Raw genomic sequence first — 17,554 nt, 5'->3', positions numbered from 1 at the left:
GTCGCGAGCACGAGGTGTAAGGCCTGCTCGTACATCACCAGCGAGTCGCCGACCATGGATCGCAGTGCGTACTCGTGGATGAAGAACGTCATCTTCGGTGGCCAGCGACGGTTGAAGAGCCCTTGCCTGGCCAACCGCGCCTCTACCCGCATTTCGAAGCCACGGCCGGGTTTCCGGCCGCCCAGCTTAAGCATTTCCCGGATGTAGGACTCGGTTTGCAGCAGCCCGGGGATGAAGAACGGCTCATACCCCGAGATCGTTTCGGCGGTGGTTTCCAGGACGATGAGCGAGCGCAGTTCGTCCGGCATGCCCGCGCTGTGTTCCTGCAGCCGGTACCCGTGGTCGGTCACGTGGGCCAGCGCGATGAACCGCTCCAGTTCGTCCGGCGTCGCCCCGCACCTGGCCAGGTAGATCGCGACGTCCACCTCGGACACACCGCGTTTCCCGTTCTCCAGCCGGGAAATCTTCGGCGCGGGCCAGCCGAGCATCCTCGCCAGCGCATGCCCGCTCAGCTTCGCCCGTTCCCGGACGCGTTTCAGTTCGCCGCCCAGCTCGCGGGCCCTGGCCGTGGATTCCTCGATCACCATCCGTCGACGCTAGAGCGCCCGGGGCACCCCAGGCGAGCACGCCACACCTCAATCACCACAACGGATGCACCCTTACCAGCGCCGCACCACCGCGAAGCGCTTCGCACGAATTTCGTGCAGGCTAAGGGATCGCGGACGGGGTGACACCGGCGCTCAAATCCACCGTCGGATACCGCGCGGCTTCCGGGACCTGCACCCAGCCGCGGTGCCTCGCGTCCCCGACAGTCACCCTGCCGATCGATTCGAGGCCGTGGTCGTCGATTCCGTCATAGCCGTGCCGGACGACGTAGCGGTAGATGTCGTCGGAGACCACCATCACGATCGGTGCCGTCGTCCGCTCAAGGCGATGTTTCACCGACGGCGCGTCCAGCAGGCGGAACGCGATGTCGAGCGCATCACCGAAACATCCCCTCGGATCATAGAGGACTTCCCCGGCGTGGACGACCGCACGCAGGCGGAACCGCCGGTCCGGGTGGCCGGAGTTGTGCTCCCGGAGCAATCGGGCCAGCGTCGGCATGACGGAGTTCAGCAACACGGTTTTCGGCACGTCGTCCACCGGGTGGATCAGTGCCAGCACGCCGTCGCCCCGGTCGATCAGCTCGTCGCGATGGCACTCAGCGATCCCCGCTCCGTGCAACGCCGCTTCCAGCAGCTCGTACATCACCGTTCGCAGCCGTGCCTTCGCCGAATTCGTTCTCGTCGTCGAGCCTTCGATGTCCAGCGCCAGGATGATCCGGTAGCACGGCCGGCTCGGCGAGTCGTTCGTCATGACAACCTCCACGGCATCGAGAAGCTATCCGGCGACGCCACGATCGTCACGAGCACTCCGATCGCGGACACGGGCCAGTGCCGGAGCGGCGGCGGCGAAGATCTCTTCGGGGGTCGGGAATCGCTTGGGAACCTCGGCGACCTCGGGATAGCTCACGACGATTTCGACCCGTTGGGGCGACGTCGTGCCTGGCGTCGCGCCGTCTGTGACAGGTACTGTCACGCCTGTCCCCTTCCTTGTTTTTGCGAGCAGGCAATGGGATATCCACGAGACCCCCTGTGTCAGCAGGGGGCCTCGTCACTTCTGTCGGACGAAATTCGTCCGGCTGGTTCGTTCCATCTTGACGAAGACATACGGCGTACAGACCGTGAAGGACCAACCGCCTCGGCGAACGGCACGAGAACAGCGGCCAACGGTCCGGGTGACGCCGTTCGTCACCCCATGTAACTAGTACCACCGATCAACCACGCGCCGTTTGAGCGACCGACACGCCTCACACGAAGCGGCGAACGGCAGGATCGGCGCCGGTCCTCTATAACCACGGAAACCAACATACCGGCTGGTAGGGCGCATGAAACGAGCCTTCGGCCGAGGCCGCGAACCACCGGCGATCATGTCCGGCACCTGCGGCCGCGAGTCCGGGACAGCGTCCTCGCGAGGACGCCGAGTCGATCACCGTAGGTTCACCCAGCCGCGCACAGTCACCCCGTGCGAACAACTCACGCGAGGTGTTCGCGTGTCCCGGCCGTGACCACTCGCCGCTAAGGCCGAGTACCGAAGGACGGCCTTCCGAGCAGCTTCGGCAGCACGCGATAAGCGTCGTGGACCCACCCGCACAGCCGTGCCCGGGTCTCGCGCGGGTCGATGACGTCCTCGACGAGGAACTTCTCCGCGGTGCGGAACGGCGAGCGGACCGCGTCGAGCCGCTCCCGGATCTCGGCGATATGCGCCTCGGGATCGTCGGACGCCTCGATCTCCGCCCGGTAGGCGGCCTCGATCCCGCCTTCGACCGGCAGCGAGCCCCAGTCGCCGGACGGCCAGGCCCAGCGCCGCACCAGGCGATGCCGGTTGGTCGTCCCGGCGCCGCCGACCCCGAACACGCGGCGCACGATGACCTCCGCCATCGGCACCCTGGCCTGGTATACCGCCGTGATCGCCCGCGCGCCATGACGGATCGAGCCGCGCTTCTCCCCCGCCAAACCGATCACCATGCCCGCCTGGTCGGTGAGACTGACCACGGGCAGGTGGAACGTCTCGCACAGGTCGATCAGCCGGGTCATCGCGTCGGCGCCGTCTGCGGTCAATGTGGCGCCACGGTAAGGATCCGTGGCCAGTACGCCGACCGGATGCCCGTCGAGCCGCGCGAGGCCGACATACGCCGAACCGCCGTAACACGCGTAGTCGAACACCGAACCCGTGTCGAAAACGGCGTCCAGCAACGGACGGAGCTTGTACGGCAGCCGCCGATTGCGCGGCACCAAGGAAATCAGCGATTCTTCACGACGGGCCGGATCGTCCGAGGATTCGATCACCGGCGGCAGTTCATCCACAGTGGACGGAAGATAGGCCAGGAACTCCCGTATCAACCGGAAAGCGTCTTCTTCGTCGCGGGCGAGACGGTCGACGGCGCCGCTGCGGCGGTGCACCGCGGCACCGCCGAGCTCCTCTTTCGTGAGGTCCGCACCCGTCGCGTGCTTCACCAGCGGTGGCCCGGCGACGAACAGCTGTCCCGCGCCCTCGACAAGAACGCACAGATGCGACATCACCGCGCGGGCCGCGCCGAGTCCGGCGACCGGGCCGAGACACGCGGACACCACCGGCACCGCCGACAGATTGTCCACCACCAGATCCCAGCCCGGGTTGACCGGCACGTAGGTGAAACCGTGCTGCTCCAGCATCTTCACGCTGCCACCGCCGCCCGTACCCTCGATCAGGCGGACCAGCGGCAGGCCGAGTTCGTTGGCGAGCCGCTCGGCGTAGATCTGCTTCTCCATGATCCCGGCGTCGGCCGCGCCGCCGCGGACGGTGAAGTCGTCACCGCCGAGCGCGACGCGCCTGCCGTCGATACGCGCGGTACCGGCGACGAAGTTCGCCGGGGTGAACCCTTCGAGCTCACCGCTTTCGCCGTACCGCGCGGTTCCGGCGAGCGCGCCGACCTCGTCGAAGCTGCCGGGGTCGACGAGTGCCTCGATGCGCTCGCGCACCGTGAGCCGCCCGGCGGCGTGCTGCCGCGCGACCTTTTCGCGGCCGCCCATGCGTTCGGCCAGCGCACGCCTTCGGGCGATCTCGTCGACTTCCGGCTGCCAGTCACTCAAAGGCTTGTTCGACCTTCCGCTGCAGTTTGTTCATCCCGCCGAGCCACCGGTCCGGGTTCGTCGCGCGGTTCACGTAGTACTCGGCGACCTCGGGATGCGGCAGGATCAGGAAATGCTCGCCGCCGAGCGACTTGACGACGTCGTCGGCCAGCTGCTCGGGAGTGATCGCGGAGGCGTCCATCAGCAGTTTCCCGCCAGGGCCGCTGTTTTCGAGCATGTTCGTGCGCACGCCCTGCGGGCACAGCGCCTGTACGGTGATGCCGCGGTGGCGGTAGGTCGCGCTGAGCCACTCGGCGTAAGCCAGCGCACCGTGCTTGGTGACGGCGTACGGCGCGGAGCCGAGACTGGTCAGCAACCCGGCCGCGGACACGGTCGCGAGGAAGTGCCCCTTGCCACGTTCGAGCCACTCGGGCAGCAGCAGCTTCGATGCCCGGACGTGGGACATGACGTTGACGTCCCAGGCACGCGCCCACACGTCCTCGGGCGTGTCCGGGCCGCCGTTCGGGGCGGTCCCCGCGTTGGCGCAGAACAGATCGATCTCGCCGAGGGTTTCCCTGGCCGCGGCGATCAACTGCGTGATGCCGTCTTCGCTGGCCGCGTTCGCGGTGACGGCGACGGCGCCGACCTCGTCGGCCACGGCCTTGACCGCGTCGCCGTCGAGGTCGGACAGGACGAGCCGCGCGCCTTCGGCTGCGAAGCGGCGGGCGAGCGCGGCACCGATGCCGTTGCCCGCGCCGGTGATGACGACCCCGGCGCCGGAGAGTTCGAAGCTCATACGCCACCGACCAGGGTGACGCCGCCGTCGAGGACGAGGGTCTGGCCGGTGATCCAGCCTGCCTCGTCGGACAGCAGGAAGGCGACCGCGCCGGCGACGTCGGCGGGCACGCCGAGGCGCTTCATCGGGTACGTCGACGCGACCTCTTCTTCGCGGCCCTCGTACAGCGCGGTGGCGAACTTCGTCTTCACCACGGCGGGAGCGACGGCGTTGACGCGGATCTTCGGGCCGAGCTCGGCACCGAGCTCCGTGGTCAGGCGGATCAGCGCGGCCTTGCTGATGCCGTACAGGCCGATGCCCGGCGACGCGCCCAGCCCGGCGACCGAGGCGATGTTGACCACCGAGCCGCCGTGCTCGCCCATCCACGCGTCACGCGCGCGACGGGTCCAGGACAGCGGCGCCAGGACGTTGACGGCGAGGATCTTGGCGGCCGCGCCGAGGTCGATATCGAGGGTGGGGCCGAAGACGGGGTTGATACCGGTGTTGTTGACCAGCATGTCGAGCCGCCCGAACGCCTCGATCGTCTTGGCGACAGCCTCATCCTGATGGTCCGAGTTGTCTGATTTTCCGGCGACGGCGATCGCCACGTCAGGCCCGCCGAGCTCGTTCACCGCTTCGGCCAGCGGCTCGGGGTTGCGGGCGGTGATGCACACCTTCGCACCGCGTTCGACCAGCTCTTTGGCGATGCCGAGGCCGATACCCCTCGACGCACCTGTGACGATCGCGACGCGATCCTTGAACGAGTTCACTGAGTCGATCTCCTGTTCTCCAGCGAGCCATACTAAGCGGTTGCTCAGTCGAGGTTACAAGGGATACACCCCCGGAAACAGCACCTTAAGTCCGGTTCGCTGACGGACTGTCCAACGAAGCGTCCAAACAGCCTTCCCAGCCTATTCACTCCGCTTGACGACCACACCTATGACGCTGCGTAACCACTGTATCGCCACCGACGAGGTCATCACCGATGCTCTGCCGCGGCGGTGGTCTCACGGCTGACCGGCCGATCCGCCCAAACCACTGGACAACCACGACTCGAGCTTGTTGGTGAGCGCGATTCTGGCGACCGCTGGAACTCAGTTGGACATCTCCTCGCTCAGCGCGCTGGGCGCGGTCTCCGAAGGCTCCTCTCAGTCCGTGCGGATACTCAGCGAACCGGCCACGGATGCGCTCACGGCGAAGTCGCGGATGTTGCCGTCGGCTGCGGACCTACTCCAGCTGGGTGAGGACGGTGCCGACACGATCGTCACCTCCCATGAGGTGGGCCTATGACGTGCTACTCCCCCACCCCGCGCGTCGGCGCTCAACGGACGTCCACGCAAGAAACTCGGCTGGAAGACACCACTGAGGCACTCAACGAACTGCTATTGTCATTTCAATAGAGCGGTGTTGCGACGACCGGTTGAGCTCAAGCAGTACACCTCAGTTCAATTCGCCACCCTCGCCGAGCACACCCGGGCTGTTCGTGGTGACGGTCATGGTGATCCGCTGCCTGAGGCCATGATCGCCATAGCCCGCCGCAGCCAGATCGATGATCCAGTGCGTCGTCGCACGATTTTCTGCAGACGTTGGCCTTCCAGGTCGGCCAGTCGGCGTGCTCGAACTGGTTCTGCCCCCAGCCTGGTGCCCGGGTGATCAGTTACCGGTGCGGTCCCGGATTCAACTGTCCCGTTCGAGCCCGCCGGGAGCTCAATACTTCTGGCTCAGGTTCGTATGCCCAATCTCGTGCGATCGTCCGTCCGCTCAGGTGGGGCCGGCACGGCGAGTCTGTGCCACTACCCAGCTTTCGACGCCGTCCAAGAATCGGTCCACTCCGAAGCTGAGTTCGAACGGCAGGTCGTCCCCTTCGGTGTCGTGTCCGGGGTGTTCGCCGACGATCTCGGCTGCGTGGACGGCGGTCAGCGCCGGGTAGTCCTTCGGGTCGATGAACTCGGCGACAACCAGTGCCAGGTCGGCATCGGCGCGCGGGATTCCGTCGTCGGTCTTGTGTGCGCTGGCCATGTTCATACTGATCTGCGCCGTGCCACGCACGACCGCGGTCACGTGCAGGGCCGCCACCCTCGCCTCGCCGCCGATCAGCCCGGCCGCCAGCAGGGGCCGCAGCAGGCGGTCGAGCCAGGCGAGCTGGTTGGGTCCGAAGGATGCGTGGTCGAGCGGGACGCGCAGCATCCAGGGACGGATTTGGAACCCGGCCCACAGCGCGCCAACCCAGCGCCGGACCGCGTGCCGGAAGTCGTCGGTGTCACCGAGGTCGGGTGGCGGGCCGGCTCCGATGTCGGCGACCACTTCCAGCAGGAGTTCCTTGCTCGGAATGTGGTTGTAGAGGGACATCGTCGAGTAACCGAGCTCGCCGGCGATCCGCTGCATGGACAGCGCCTCGAGCCCGTCGGTGTCCGCGACCCGGACCGCCGCCTGCGCGATCCGCTCGACGCTGAGCTTGGGCCGGGGTCCGCGCTGGCCCTGGGGGCGCCCCGCCCACAGCAGCGTGAGACTGCGCGGCAGTTCCGGGCTCGTGCTGTCTCGTGTCGTCATCCGCCATCCCGTCCATGTCGTCCCCCACTCTCTAAAACTATGTATGACATACATGTCAATGTACGCTATACATAGTTTCTACCTGTCCACCACGAACGGATCGTCATGACCTCAACCACGAACGCGCCGCGCACGGCTCCACCTCGCCCTCCGCAAGCCTGGTGGCGCCGCCCCTGGATCGCGCCGCTGATGCTGGTGGCCGCGGCTTTCCTGGCCTTCTCGGTGCCGCCCTACCTGACCTTCGACCCGGACAATTCCCGCCTGCCGTCGCCGCCGGGCAACGACTTGTACTACCCGTTGCTCGTGGCACACGTCCTCTTCGGCACCGTCGCCATGACGACCGCCTGCTTCCAGATCTGGCCCGCGTTCCGCGCGCGCCACCGGCGCGGACACCGGATCACCGGCCGGATCTACGTCTACGCCGGAGCGCTACCCGCCGGGCTGCTCGGGCTGTACATCGGCTGGCACACTTCGGCCGGCCCCTCCGTGCGCGTGGCAAACCTCGTGGGATCGGCGCTGTGGCTCATCATCACGATCGTCGGGCTGCGGATGGTCCGCCAGCGCCGCTACGACGAGCACCGCAGGTGGATGTCACGCAGTTTCGCCCTCGCCATGTCGATCGCGCTGAGCCGGGTCATCAACATCCCGGCGATGATCGTGCTCACGCCACAGGTGGACAGCGCGTTCGGCGGCAACGAAGAACTGATGAAAAACACCGCGACGAGCATCGGCGTCTGGCTCAGCCCCCTGCTCCTGCTGCTGCTCACGGACTGGCTGCTGGAACGCCGCAAACCCGGTGCCCGCCGTCCGGCCGCCGCCCCTCGCGGCATGGACACGAGTGTCCGAGCGGGAAACCGCTGACCGGCCAGCCCCGCATTGACCAACAACAACGAGGAGACAACCGATGAAGGTGTTCGTCGATCAGAACAGGTGCGTCGGGTCCGGACAGTGCGTGCTCGTCGCCGCCGACGTGTTTGACCAGCGCGACGAGGACGGGACCGCGATGCTGCTGGACGACAGCCCGCACGCCGACCGGTTCGCGGACGTGCAGTTCGCGGCGGCGGGCTGCCCCGCGCTGGCGATCACGATCGAAGGTTGACCGCCATGCTCGGCCAGGTCGTGGTCGTTGGCGCGTCGGCCGCAGGGTTGTCCACCTCAGAAGCCCTGCGCGCCAAGGGATTACGACGGGAAGCTGACGCTGATCGGGTCGGAGTGGCACCCACCCTACGACCGGCCGCCACTGTCCAAACAGGTCCTCTCCGGCGAGTGGGAGCCGGAGCGGGTCCTGCTGCGCGACAAGGAGGCGATCGGCAGACTGGACGCCGAACTCCGGTTGGGATGCCCCGCCGTCGGGCTGGACGCGGCGGGGCGCGGGCTGCTGCTCAACAACGGCGACCGGATCGTGTTCGACGCGCTGGTCATCGCCACCGGCGTCCGGCCACGCCACCTGCCCGGCGACGACGTGGCCGGGGTGCACACCGTGCTGACCCTGGACGACGCCCTCTCCCTGCGCGCGGCCCTGCTGGGCCGCCCGAAGGTGGTCATCGTCGGAGCAGGGTTCCTCGGTGTCGAGGTCGCGGCGGTCGCCCTCGGCATGAATGTCGACGTTCCCCCGGACGCGTCGATGACCGTGGTGCACGGCGACGTCGCCGACCGCAGGTTCGTCGCCGCCTACGGCGAGAAAGGCACCAGCGTGTCACGCAGCTCGTCGTCTGGAGTGCGCAACGACACCGCGAGCCGGATCTGCATCTTCTCGTCCACCCGCCGTGCGAATCGAGTGGTGCTCAGGAGGTGAAGGGCACGCGAGTCCAGCTGAGCACGTTGCGGTCGTGTGGGTTGATGGCGACCCGCAGGTAGTTCTTCACGCCGGTGGAGCCGTCGATCGTCACCCGGGTCAGGTTGGTCACCGGCTTGCTGACGCCGTAGAAGGAGAGCCACTGGGATCCGGCCGCGAGCGGTTGGTCGTCGTTGTAGACGTGGCTGTCGCCGTTGAACAGGTACACCGGGCCATGGAAGTCGGCCGACTCGCGGGCGATGGCCTGCACGATCGGCTGGAACGCGAAGTAGTCCGAGTAGGCGGCGTTGGGGACGGTGGGGTCGAACATGTCGGCCTGGGTCAGCAGGACGACGGACTTGTTGTGGTCCTGGCGGGCCTGGGCGAAGGTGTCGTGGATGCTCTGGATCACCGCCGCGGTGCGGTTGAGCACTTCGGCGGTCTGCTCGGGCGTCGGGCCGGTGTTGCCGGTCCAGGGGGCCAGGCTGTTGTTGCTGCCGACGATGTGCAGTGCGGCGAAAGCGACGTCCGCGCGTGTGTAGCGCACGTCTTCGGGAATGCCTTGCGCGGCTTGGGTAGTGACCTTGGCCGGGTGCCGGCCGAGGGTGTAGCCGGGCTGAGGGAAGAAGAGTGAACGGATCTTGGTCAGGCGTTCGAGCGGGTTGTAGGAACCGTTGTTGGTCCGGTGGCAGTCGGTCCATTCGTTGTCGCCGATGGTGTAGACCAGCGGGTCAGCGAACGTGTCGAACTGTGCTTTCACCTGGGCGAAGTACTCGTCGCTGCACACCGACGAGCCGTCTTTGATGTCCCCGAGGTGGTCGACGAACTGGACCTGCGGGTCATTGTTGATCTGCTGCACCACCTGCGGGAAGCGGGCGATCTGGGCCGCGCCGTAGGGGATGTCGCCGATCACGGCGAAGGTGTAGCTGTCTCCGGGCCCGTTGCCCCGGTTGTCGGCCTGATTGGCGGCGGCAGCGGCACTGGCCGGCAACCCGATCGCCAGCGCGGCCAAGATGGCGCCGGCAGAGAGGACGGAGCGACGACGAGCTTTCACGATTTCACCCTTTCACAATGGAGTACCGCTGGACTCTCTGTTGCCTGGCTGAACACCGCGCGACCTCGCCGTCACGTCCGGATGAACCTTCGGTGGCGCCACCTCCCGCCGAACCGGCCGACGTACTTGGTGACGGATTCACCAACGCCCCGAAATAGGTCTAACAGTTGATAGGAGTCACAGCTAACGGCTGTTACGCTGGTAGCAGCACGAAGGGGGTCCCGGTGACCGGAGCGGCGTTGTTCCTGGCTGTGTTCCTGGGCTGTCTCGTGGAGGCTGTGGAGGCACTGACGATCGTGCTGGCCGCGGGCACGGCACGCAACTGGCGTTCGGCCGGTCTCGGTGTCTGCGCGGCGCTGATCGCCTTGGCGGCGCTCGTCGCGGTCCTCGGCCCGGCGCTCGCTCTCGTCCCGCTGGGTGCGCTGCGGCTGGTTGTCGGGGGTCTGTTGCTGATCTTCGGGCTCCAGTGGCTGCGCAAGGCGGTCCTGCGTGCCGCCGGGCACAAGGACCCGCACGACGAGACAGCGATCTTCGCGTCCGAGCTGGCGGCCGCACGCACCGCGCCACCGCACGGTAGCGGGCTGGTCGCCGACTGGTACGCGTTCACCTTGTCGTTCAAGGGTGTGCTGTTGGAAGGGCTTGAGGTGGTGTTCATCGCCCTGACCTTCGGCAGCAACGAGCACAACCTCCCGCTCGCCGCGGCCGCGGCGGGCTGCGCAGTCGTCCTGGTGACCGCGGCCGGGTTCGCTGTCCGGGCGCCGCTGGCACGGGTGCCGGAGAACACCATGAAATTCATCGTCGGAGTGATGCTGACCGCGTTCGGCACGTTCTGGGGCAGCGAAGGGGCCGGTGCACAATGGCCGGGCGCCGATGTCGCACTGGTGGTGCTCGCGCCCGCCATCGCGGTGTTCGCCCTGGCTCTGGTCGCGCTGTTGCGCCGCATCGCGCCCCAAGCCCGCGCCGGTGATAGGGCATCGATGTTGAGGTGGGACGGCCATGATCGCCTGGGTACGCCGTTTCGGCCGGTTCTGGTACGACTTCGTCGTCGGGGACGACTGGCGGATCGCCGTGGCCGTGGTCGCCGCCCTGGCCGTCACCTTCGGACTCGGCCGGGCCGGGGTGCCCGCCTGGTGGGTGCTGCCTGCGGCGGTGGTCGTGATGTTGCCGTGGAGCCTGTGGCGCGCTCGCCGCCACGCATAAGGCAATCGAGGTCAGTGTCCGTCGGTGTCCTCGGCGTACACCTTGGCCGCGTACTCCTCCAGCACCCGTTCACACCGCTCCAGCGCGTCGTGGCCGCACGGCCAGGCGCGGCCAGCACGTCCCGCTCGGTGATCTTGGCCAGCCAGTTGCGCAACTTGGTCAGGTCCTCCTCATTCTCCTCCAGTTCGGCATAGGTGAAGTGCGCCGCCGAGGTCTCCTTCTCGATCTCGGCCAGGAAGTCCTGGCATTTGTCGACGATCTCCTCGTACTCGTCGTCGCGGGCGGCTTGGAACGCCGCGACGATGTCAGCCCCACCGACGAGGGCGGCACACGTCAGCAGTGACGCGGTCCCTCCCATTCCGACGATCTCGTGCCGCAGCTTCCGCAAAGCCCGTTCCGCACCTGGGCCGGCCGGCAGGGTGGCGGCCGAGTTCTGCAGATAGACCGCGCCCAGCCCCTTGAGACGGCGCCACACCGTGGCACGTAACCGGCTCGGCTCCGGCGGGACACGGTAGATCAGCAGCAGCCACCCAGCAGGGTGCGGCGATTCCAGCTCAGGCACCCGCACAGTCTGCCGGACGGCCAGGGGCCCACCCCGATGCACATCGTACCTAACCGCCGTTATGTCGTTATCGTGACAGTGGCACATGACCTGCCGAGCATGAGGTGGTGCCGCCGCATCTCCCGCCGCGACGGAGTCGCCGGCGTTGAAGTTCGTGCCGATGGTCGGGTGATGAGCTTCTTCGCCGACTTCACCTACGAAGCTTCGCGCGGCATCATCGGCCCCTGTCGGCAGCCGACACGCACTGTAACCAGGGCGTAGGTAACCTCATCGCGGCATGAGCGGACGTGGTCAGAGGCCGAACATCGGCCGGCAAGCTGCCATCCCCACCACCCTGATCACGGGTCGCGTCTGTCGAGTCCACGTCTCCCGCATGAGCCGTAGCCGGTCGGAGACGAGTACCTCGTCACCGCGGGCGTCCACAGAGATGCCATCGTGCTCGTAGCCGAGCTTGCGGGACACCCCCTGAGAGGCATGGTTGTCCTGGAACACCTCAGTGAGCGCGGCACGCGCGTCGAGATGGTCGAAGGCCAGCGTCAGCAGGCCGACCCGAGCCTCGGTTCCATAGCCCTTGCCCTGGTGTTCCACTCCCAGCCACGCGGAGGTCGTGACCTCTCGGACAATCCTGAAGTCGCGCGCCCGTAGTGTGACCATGCCCAGCGGGTCGCCGTGGCGGAAGACCCCGAGCCCCAGCTGCCACGCCGCCGCACTCCAGGCTCCGAGCCGACTCCAGTGGCCCTGGAGCACGAACCGCGCCCGATCCCCGGGGCCGCCATCGGTCCAGGGCGTCAAGAACGGACGCTCGTCCGGGCGGTGCACGCCGATGCCCGCGAGCTGAGCGAGTGTGGCCAGTTCCTCCTCGCGTGGCAGCCGAAGCTCGAGTCGCGGAGTGACGATGGTGAGGCCGTATTGGGGCCACAGATCAGGGAGCACGGGACTTGATTTTGCTCACCGAGCCTTCCCCGCGCCACTGGTTTGCCACGCAGAACTCTCAACGGCACGAGCGGATATTGCCTAAGCAAGCATCTCGCCTGGCTCGGCCAGCGGAACGGGGGGCCAAGCAAGATCATCCGAGGTGTCAGCAGGGTCCTTAAACCGGGATACTCAGCTACGGAACGGCCTTCAGCGCTGGTGCGGGCCGGGTTCCCGACGAGAGGAGCGCCAGAACATGGTGGAGAACACCGCGAGTGTGACCGGGGCCCCGCTGGGGACGCGCCACGAAGTCTCGGGTGGAGCGATGCTGTTGCACCGGTCTGGCACCGGTGGGCCGCCCGTGGTGTTCCTGGCCGGCGGTGGGATGTTCGGCCTGTACTACTGGAACGTGCACAACCTCGTCGCGGAGTTCACCACGAGCGTGATCTACGACCGGCTCGGCACGGGCTGGAGCGACGTGGTAGGTCTTCCACGCAGCGGCACACAGGTGACCGACGACCTGCACGAGCTGCTGCGCGTCGCGTCCGTGCCCGGCCCGTACGTGCTGGTCGGGCATTCGCTCGGCGGCCTGTACGCGCGGCTCTACGCGAAGCGATTCCCCGGCGAGGTCGCCGGCTTGGTCCTGCTCGACCCGACTCACGAGGACATCGTCGACTACCTGCCGGAAGAGAAAGCGCAGCGGCTGCGGGACTCGAACACCGACGACCTGTTCCCGCGCGAGCAGCTAGACGCAATGCGGACCGCGTACCGAACCACGTTCGGCCGGGCGCTCGATGGCTGGCCTGCCGAGATCCGCGAACCGCTGCTGGATCAGGGGTTCAGCCGCGAGGGCTACCGACAGTCCTTGCGGGAGCCGATGAACCTGCCGCGGCTGTTCGGCGAGGTCCGCGACGCCGGACCCGATCCCGACGTGCCGCTGATCTTCGTGTCCGCCATGGGGACCGACACGCTCGCCGAGGAGCTGGTGCCGCCCGAAGCGCGCGCATCGCTGGCCGAGTCCAACCAGACCAAGCACCGGCTCTACACCGACCTGGCCGCGGCGCTCCCCCGAGCAGAGGTCCGCCACCTGGACGATGCCGGGCACTCGGGCATCGTCTGGCTCCGGCCCGACGCCGTGGTTCAGGCAATCCGCGACACGCTTTCGCGCTGACCAAGAGCCAACGCCGGCAAGTGGGCGCCCTACAGAACTGTCTCCCTGCGGAGACCGTCGCAGGCACCGTTCGATGCCGTGCTCGGTGAGCAGGCGCCAGACGGCGAGGTTCTCGCCGTGAGCCTGCTCCAGGGCTGCCCTGGAGATCCCCAATTCGGCAGATGCGGATTGTGGTGAAGTGGTCGGGATTGGATGAGCGTTGGCGCGCATGCTGGCGATATGACAAGCAGGGGCAGCTCGCACGGAGGCGATCGTGATCATGAAGTGGGCGCGACTGGACGCGGCGCGCACCAGGTCGTGGGTAGCGTGCCCGAGACGCCGATCGGGCAGCTGACCATGCTCAAGCTCCCCGACGATGAGTTCGTCACCGTCGAGCTGGTGCACGACGGCAACCCGGTCGACCGTGGCACCGACGTGAGTCATTTCGTCGTGCAGGTCGAGTCGATGGCCGACACGCTCGACGTGCTGGCCGACCACGGGATCGAGCCGGTCGCCCCAGGGCAGGAACGCGATGACGGCCTGAAGACGACGTTCATCGCCGACCCGGACGGTCGCCGGATCGAACTCGTCCAGTGACCCGCGGGCCACACCGACGACATCACCGCCGCCGACTGGCCAGAGGAAGGGGAATGAGATGGGTAGGACACCACTTCGGCTTTACATGTCCGTGTCGGTCGACGGGTACATCACCGGGCCGGACGACCGGCCGGGCCAGGAACTCGGCCGTAACGGAGGGCGGCTGTTCAACTGGCTCGACGACCGGATGTCCGAGGGGATCAACGGGCAGGTGTACGCCGAGGCCAGCTCGACCGGCGCCGTGATATCCGGACGCCGCACGTACGAGCTGGCCGGTCGATGGCAAGGCGACCACCACGACGGAGTGCCGATCCACGTGCTCACGCACAACATTGATCCGGCCGACGAGCCACCGGGCAGCGCGAAGTACTACACCGACGTCAACGCATGTGCCACCGAGGCCCGGGAAGCAGCGGGAGATCGAGCCGTGCTGGTCCACGGCGCGAGCGCGGCGCAGGCGTTGCTGGCAGCCGGCCAGCTCGACGAACTCGAACTGCACCTCGTCCCCGTACTGCTGGGTGACGGACGGCGGCTGTTCGAGCCGACCGGACACGGCCACATCGAACTGGAGCTCGTCCGCCGGCTCGAAGGCCGCAACGCCACACATCTGCGTTGCCGCATAGTCCATCCAGAAGGGAAACAGCCATGACTGCCGCAGTGATGATCCGGACCTCCCGCTCACGGAACAGTTCGTCGATGACCGAGATGTAGCGGTGGACCACGACGTCGTATTCGGCGTCGTGGTCGGGATAGTGCTTGGGCTCGGGCAAACTGTGGAAACGCACCCTCCGGTCACAATAGGTGTGGACACTCCGTCCATATGGGGAACCCCGAGAAGGGGTCAATTCGGGCGATGGAAAGAAACTCCGAAATTTTGTTGAACCGTTCCCGGGGCGGATCCGTGTAGTCGATGTACCTCCCCGGACAGCCTCACCGATCCGGTGGATTCTCTTCCGACTTCTGGAGAAACCCGTGTTCCGTAAGCATGCTGTGTTCCTTGCTGCCTTCGTGACCGCCGGCGCCGCCTTGCTCGGGGCATGCGGCACCACCGACGGCGCGCCCCAGGCCGCCCCGGCCCCCTCGGCGGCGCAGACGGGCGGGGTGGATCCCGCGCTGAACCTGCTGTCCGGCACCGCGAAGTCCAACAAAGCCGACCTCACCAAAGGCGACCTCGCGAAGGGCCCCAGCGGCACGTCGGACGACGCCGAACCGCAAGCCAAACGCGCCTGGATCCAGCTCAAAGCCAGCAAAGCAGGCGAACTGAACCCGGTCGTGGTCAACGGCGCCGGGCGGACGGTCTACCGGTTCGACAACGACACCGCGAAACCGTCCAAATCCACCTGCAACGGCGACTGCGCGAAGACCTGGCCGCCGCTGCTGGTCGGCCCGGGCAGCCGCATCTTCGTCGCCGGTGTGAAAGCCTCCGCGGTCGGCATCGTCACCCGCGACGACGGGACCCGCCAGGTCACCATCGGTGGCTGGCCCGCCTACCTGTTCGGCAAGGACAAAAAAGCCGGCGACACCTTCGGCCAGGGCATCGGTGGTACCTGGTTCGGGATGAAGCCCAACGGCCAGAAGTCCGGCCCCACCGGCACCGCGCCCACCACCCCACCGCCCGCGAGCACCCCGCCCGCCACCGACGTCGCCCCCGCCACCACCGCTGTCCTGTTCGACGACGCCAACTTCAGTGACAACGGCGCGTCCCAGGGCCTGTCGAACACCCCGGCCGGCTGCCAGGACGTACCCCGCGCCGCCGTCGCCTCCTCGATCTCGGTCAACGGATCACTCAAGATCTGGACCGGCCCGAACTGCACCGGCAAGTCCGCGGTCATCACCGAAGACGTACTCGACCTCTCCACCATCGGGTTCGACAACAACATCACCTCGGTGTTCTTCGGCCCCGCCACCGGCGGTACCCCGACCACCACCCCGGCCGCCGGTGGCGCGCTGACCGCGACCAGCGCGATCCTCAACAGCGGCAAGAACCTCTCCGAGCCCAACGGCTCCCAGGGCATCTCCGGCCCCGGATGCGCGAACGTCGGCCAGCCCACGCAGGTCTCCTCCATCCAGGCCACCGGGACCTACAAGATCTGGACTGGTCCGGACTGCACCGGGACCTCGAAGATCGTCGACGGCAACGTTCTCGACCTCGAACCCCTCGGCTTCGACAAGAAGGTCGCCTCCATCCGCTTCGCCGGATAACCACCACCAGCAACCAGAGGTGAAGGCCACCACGGGACCCCTGCGGTGGCCTTCACCTTGTGGCAAAAGGGGAACTTCTCGCGATCGGCCGAAAATCTTCGGTCAGCCGACCAGTGCGGTGAGTGCCGCCAGGTATCCGGCACGGTGACCGGCGGGATTCGGGTGGTACGACTCGTCGAGCTTGCTCCACTCCAGGCTCGTCAGCCATTCCGAGCCGGTGCAGAGGCCGTGTCCGTCGAAGACCGTGCGGGCGTCGAGGAAGGTGAACCCGGCCGCGGCCGCCTCCGCGCTCGTGACCTCGGCGAGTGCGTCGGCCGAGGAGTTCAGGGCGCTGCGTTCGGTGTCGCTGAGCCCGAAGATCCCGCAGTTGCCACCGATCTGGTAGATCCGCGGATAGCCCACCACGACCACACGCGCCGACGGTGCCGCGGCACGGATGGCCGCGTAAAGGCCGCTCAACGCGCTCGGCAACTCGGTACGAGTGACCAGCTTGGCCTGTTCGGTGCGGCTGACGCAGTCCCGATCGTCCAGGGTGAGGATGCATGCGCCCAGTACGTCCACGAAACCGGCGTCGTTGCCGCCGACCTGCACGGTCACCAGCGAGGTGTCGGGGGTGAGCGCGGCGGCTTGGGTGCGGACGTCGGCGGTCCGGGCACCGGAACAAGAGGCTTCGACGAAAGTGGCCGCCGGGTGCGCCGCCGCCCACAGTCTCGGGTAGGCCAAGGGGCCCCGGCGGCAGGCGTCGTCCGGGTCGTCGTAGGTCCGGGTGCCGGGGGCGACGGCGTAGGAGTCGCCGAGCGCGACGTATTTCCCGATGGCGGCGGGGGCGGCGGAAACCGGTGCCGCGCCGGCGAACACGACGGCGAGAACAGTGAGGGCGGGGGCGAGAACGCGTGCTACGCGCATGAATGTCTCCGCGGGGAGCAGGGGGGCGGGGAATGTCGTGACGTCTAACGAATAGCAACCCACCGCACCTTTAAGAAGACGCTACGTCACTTGTTAACGTAAATGACTTCGTTCGGGTTGGGTAATTTTACCAACGCGGCGTGGTCATCCGTGCCGCATTCTGCCTGCGACTGCCCGATGCACCGTGCCCACGATGACCGCGAGTCCATTGTTCATCTGCAG

The 17,554-nt window shown here is 67.3% G+C and carries 19 protein-coding genes and 2 pseudogenes; 8 read left to right on the top strand and 13 right to left on the bottom strand.

The window, feature by feature from the left end; genetic code table 11:
• The 6 genes from VGP60_RS37285 to VGP60_RS37260 form a co-directional block, all read right to left on the bottom strand.
• Positions 1 to 587: helix-turn-helix transcriptional regulator (locus VGP60_RS37285; RefSeq protein ID WP_327552917.1), on the bottom strand; the 587-nt coding region annotated here is incomplete at its 3' end.
• A gap of 121 nt (positions 588 to 708) precedes the next feature.
• Positions 709 to 1,356 carry a hypothetical protein gene (locus VGP60_RS37280; RefSeq protein WP_327552916.1) on the bottom strand — a complete coding sequence of 216 codons (648 nt, stop codon included), beginning with the start codon at positions 1,354 to 1,356 and terminating at the stop codon, positions 709 to 711.
• A gap of 24 nt (positions 1,357 to 1,380) precedes the next feature.
• The gene (locus VGP60_RS37275) at positions 1,381 to 1,578 is read right to left on the bottom strand and encodes a hypothetical protein (RefSeq protein ID WP_327552915.1); all 198 of its coding nucleotides are present in this window, start codon (positions 1,576 to 1,578) and stop codon (positions 1,381 to 1,383) included.
• Positions 1,579 to 2,117: 539 nt separating this feature from the next.
• Positions 2,118 to 3,671, bottom strand: a complete 1,554-nt coding sequence (locus tag VGP60_RS37270; RefSeq protein ID WP_327552914.1) for an acyl-CoA carboxylase subunit beta — start codon at positions 3,669 to 3,671, stop codon at positions 2,118 to 2,120.
• On the bottom strand, positions 3,664 to 4,446 hold the full coding sequence (locus VGP60_RS37265; RefSeq protein ID WP_327552913.1) for an SDR family oxidoreductase: 783 nt from the start codon (positions 4,444 to 4,446) through the stop codon (positions 3,664 to 3,666). The genes VGP60_RS37270 and VGP60_RS37265 overlap by 8 nt, the downstream gene beginning before the upstream one ends.
• Positions 4,443 to 5,195 (bottom strand): SDR family oxidoreductase, encoded by a 753-nt coding sequence (locus tag VGP60_RS37260; protein WP_327552912.1) that lies wholly within the window; start codon positions 5,193 to 5,195, stop codon positions 4,443 to 4,445. Before VGP60_RS37260 ends, VGP60_RS37265 begins: the two co-directional genes overlap by 4 nt.
• Positions 5,196 to 5,490: 295 nt before the next feature.
• Here VGP60_RS37260 and VGP60_RS37255 point away from each other — a divergent pair, with 295 nt between their 5' ends.
• Positions 5,491 to 5,715: a hypothetical protein gene (locus VGP60_RS37255; protein ID WP_327552911.1), complete on the top strand. Its 225-nt coding sequence runs from the start codon at positions 5,491 to 5,493 to the stop codon at positions 5,713 to 5,715.
• Between the two features lie 471 nt (positions 5,716 to 6,186).
• On the opposite strand, the gene VGP60_RS37250 is transcribed toward VGP60_RS37255, so the two are convergent.
• Positions 6,187 to 6,975 (bottom strand): TetR/AcrR family transcriptional regulator, encoded by a 789-nt coding sequence (locus VGP60_RS37250; protein WP_327552910.1) that lies wholly within the window; start codon positions 6,973 to 6,975, stop codon positions 6,187 to 6,189.
• 105 nt (positions 6,976 to 7,080) lie between these two features.
• On the opposite strand from VGP60_RS37250, the gene VGP60_RS37245 reads away from it, so the two are divergent.
• The 3 genes and pseudogenes from VGP60_RS37245 to VGP60_RS37235 form a co-directional block, all read left to right on the top strand.
• Entirely contained in the window at positions 7,081 to 7,836 is a 756-nt protein-coding gene (locus VGP60_RS37245) for a DUF2306 domain-containing protein (RefSeq protein ID WP_327552909.1), read from the top strand.
• A 43-nt stretch (positions 7,837 to 7,879) separates the two neighbouring features.
• The gene (locus VGP60_RS37240) at positions 7,880 to 8,074 is read left to right on the top strand and encodes a ferredoxin (protein ID WP_327552908.1); all 195 of its coding nucleotides are present in this window, start codon (positions 7,880 to 7,882) and stop codon (positions 8,072 to 8,074) included.
• 27 nt (positions 8,075 to 8,101) lie between these two features.
• A pseudogene (locus VGP60_RS37235) lies at positions 8,102 to 8,524 on the top strand (FAD-dependent oxidoreductase); the annotation flags it as partial.
• A gap of 235 nt (positions 8,525 to 8,759) precedes the next feature.
• Here the strand turns inward: VGP60_RS37235 and VGP60_RS37230 are convergent.
• From VGP60_RS37230 to VGP60_RS37215, 4 genes are all read right to left on the bottom strand, one after another.
• Positions 8,760 to 9,803: a metallophosphoesterase gene (locus tag VGP60_RS37230; protein ID WP_327552907.1), complete on the bottom strand. Its 1,044-nt coding sequence runs from the start codon at positions 9,801 to 9,803 to the stop codon at positions 8,760 to 8,762.
• Positions 9,804 to 9,996: 193 nt separating this feature from the next.
• Positions 9,997 to 10,746 (bottom strand): hypothetical protein, encoded by a 750-nt coding sequence (locus VGP60_RS41850; RefSeq protein WP_414640463.1) that lies wholly within the window; start codon positions 10,744 to 10,746, stop codon positions 9,997 to 9,999.
• Between the two features lie 150 nt (positions 10,747 to 10,896).
• Positions 10,897 to 11,652, bottom strand: coding sequence for a Chromate resistance protein ChrB (locus tag VGP60_RS41845; RefSeq protein ID WP_414640462.1), 756 nt, complete (start codon positions 11,650 to 11,652; stop codon positions 10,897 to 10,899).
• Positions 11,653 to 11,856: 204 nt separating this feature from the next.
• Positions 11,857 to 12,498 (bottom strand): GNAT family N-acetyltransferase, encoded by a 642-nt coding sequence (locus tag VGP60_RS37215; RefSeq protein ID WP_327552904.1) that lies wholly within the window; start codon positions 12,496 to 12,498, stop codon positions 11,857 to 11,859.
• Positions 12,499 to 12,733: 235 nt separating this feature from the next.
• Here VGP60_RS37215 and VGP60_RS37210 point away from each other — a divergent pair, with 235 nt between their 5' ends.
• From VGP60_RS37210 to VGP60_RS37200, 3 genes are all read left to right on the top strand, one after another.
• A complete protein-coding gene (locus tag VGP60_RS37210; RefSeq protein ID WP_327552903.1) occupies positions 12,734 to 13,648 on the top strand; it encodes an alpha/beta hydrolase in 915 nt (304 codons plus the stop codon).
• 264 nt (positions 13,649 to 13,912) lie between these two features.
• The gene (locus tag VGP60_RS37205) at positions 13,913 to 14,224 is read left to right on the top strand and encodes a VOC family protein (RefSeq protein WP_327552902.1); all 312 of its coding nucleotides are present in this window, start codon (positions 13,913 to 13,915) and stop codon (positions 14,222 to 14,224) included.
• A gap of 58 nt (positions 14,225 to 14,282) precedes the next feature.
• A complete protein-coding gene (locus VGP60_RS37200; RefSeq protein ID WP_327552901.1) occupies positions 14,283 to 14,873 on the top strand; it encodes a dihydrofolate reductase family protein in 591 nt (196 codons plus the stop codon).
• A gap of 16 nt (positions 14,874 to 14,889) precedes the next feature.
• On the opposite strand, the pseudogene VGP60_RS41930 reads toward VGP60_RS37200, so the two are convergent.
• Positions 14,890 to 15,270, bottom strand: a pseudogene (locus tag VGP60_RS41930) (DUF3885 domain-containing protein); the annotation flags it as partial.
• Between VGP60_RS41930 and VGP60_RS37195 the strand changes: the two are divergent.
• The gene (locus VGP60_RS37195; protein WP_327552900.1) at positions 15,197 to 16,426 is read left to right on the top strand and encodes a hypothetical protein; all 1,230 of its coding nucleotides are present in this window, start codon (positions 15,197 to 15,199) and stop codon (positions 16,424 to 16,426) included. The pseudogene VGP60_RS41930 and the gene VGP60_RS37195 overlap by 74 nt on opposite strands.
• Before the next feature lie 102 nt (positions 16,427 to 16,528).
• On the opposite strand, the gene VGP60_RS37190 is transcribed toward VGP60_RS37195, so the two are convergent.
• Positions 16,529 to 17,332 carry an SGNH/GDSL hydrolase family protein gene (locus VGP60_RS37190; protein WP_327552899.1) on the bottom strand — a complete coding sequence of 268 codons (804 nt, stop codon included), beginning with the start codon at positions 17,330 to 17,332 and terminating at the stop codon, positions 16,529 to 16,531.
• Between the last annotated feature and the right edge of the window lie 222 nt (positions 17,333 to 17,554).

The sequence above is a fragment of the Amycolatopsis sp. genome (assembly GCF_036008905.1).
Taxonomy (GTDB): domain Bacteria; phylum Actinomycetota; class Actinomycetes; order Mycobacteriales; family Pseudonocardiaceae; genus Amycolatopsis.
Note: the sequence above shows the minus strand (reverse complement) of the source record. Positions and strands in the feature narration are given on the sequence as shown.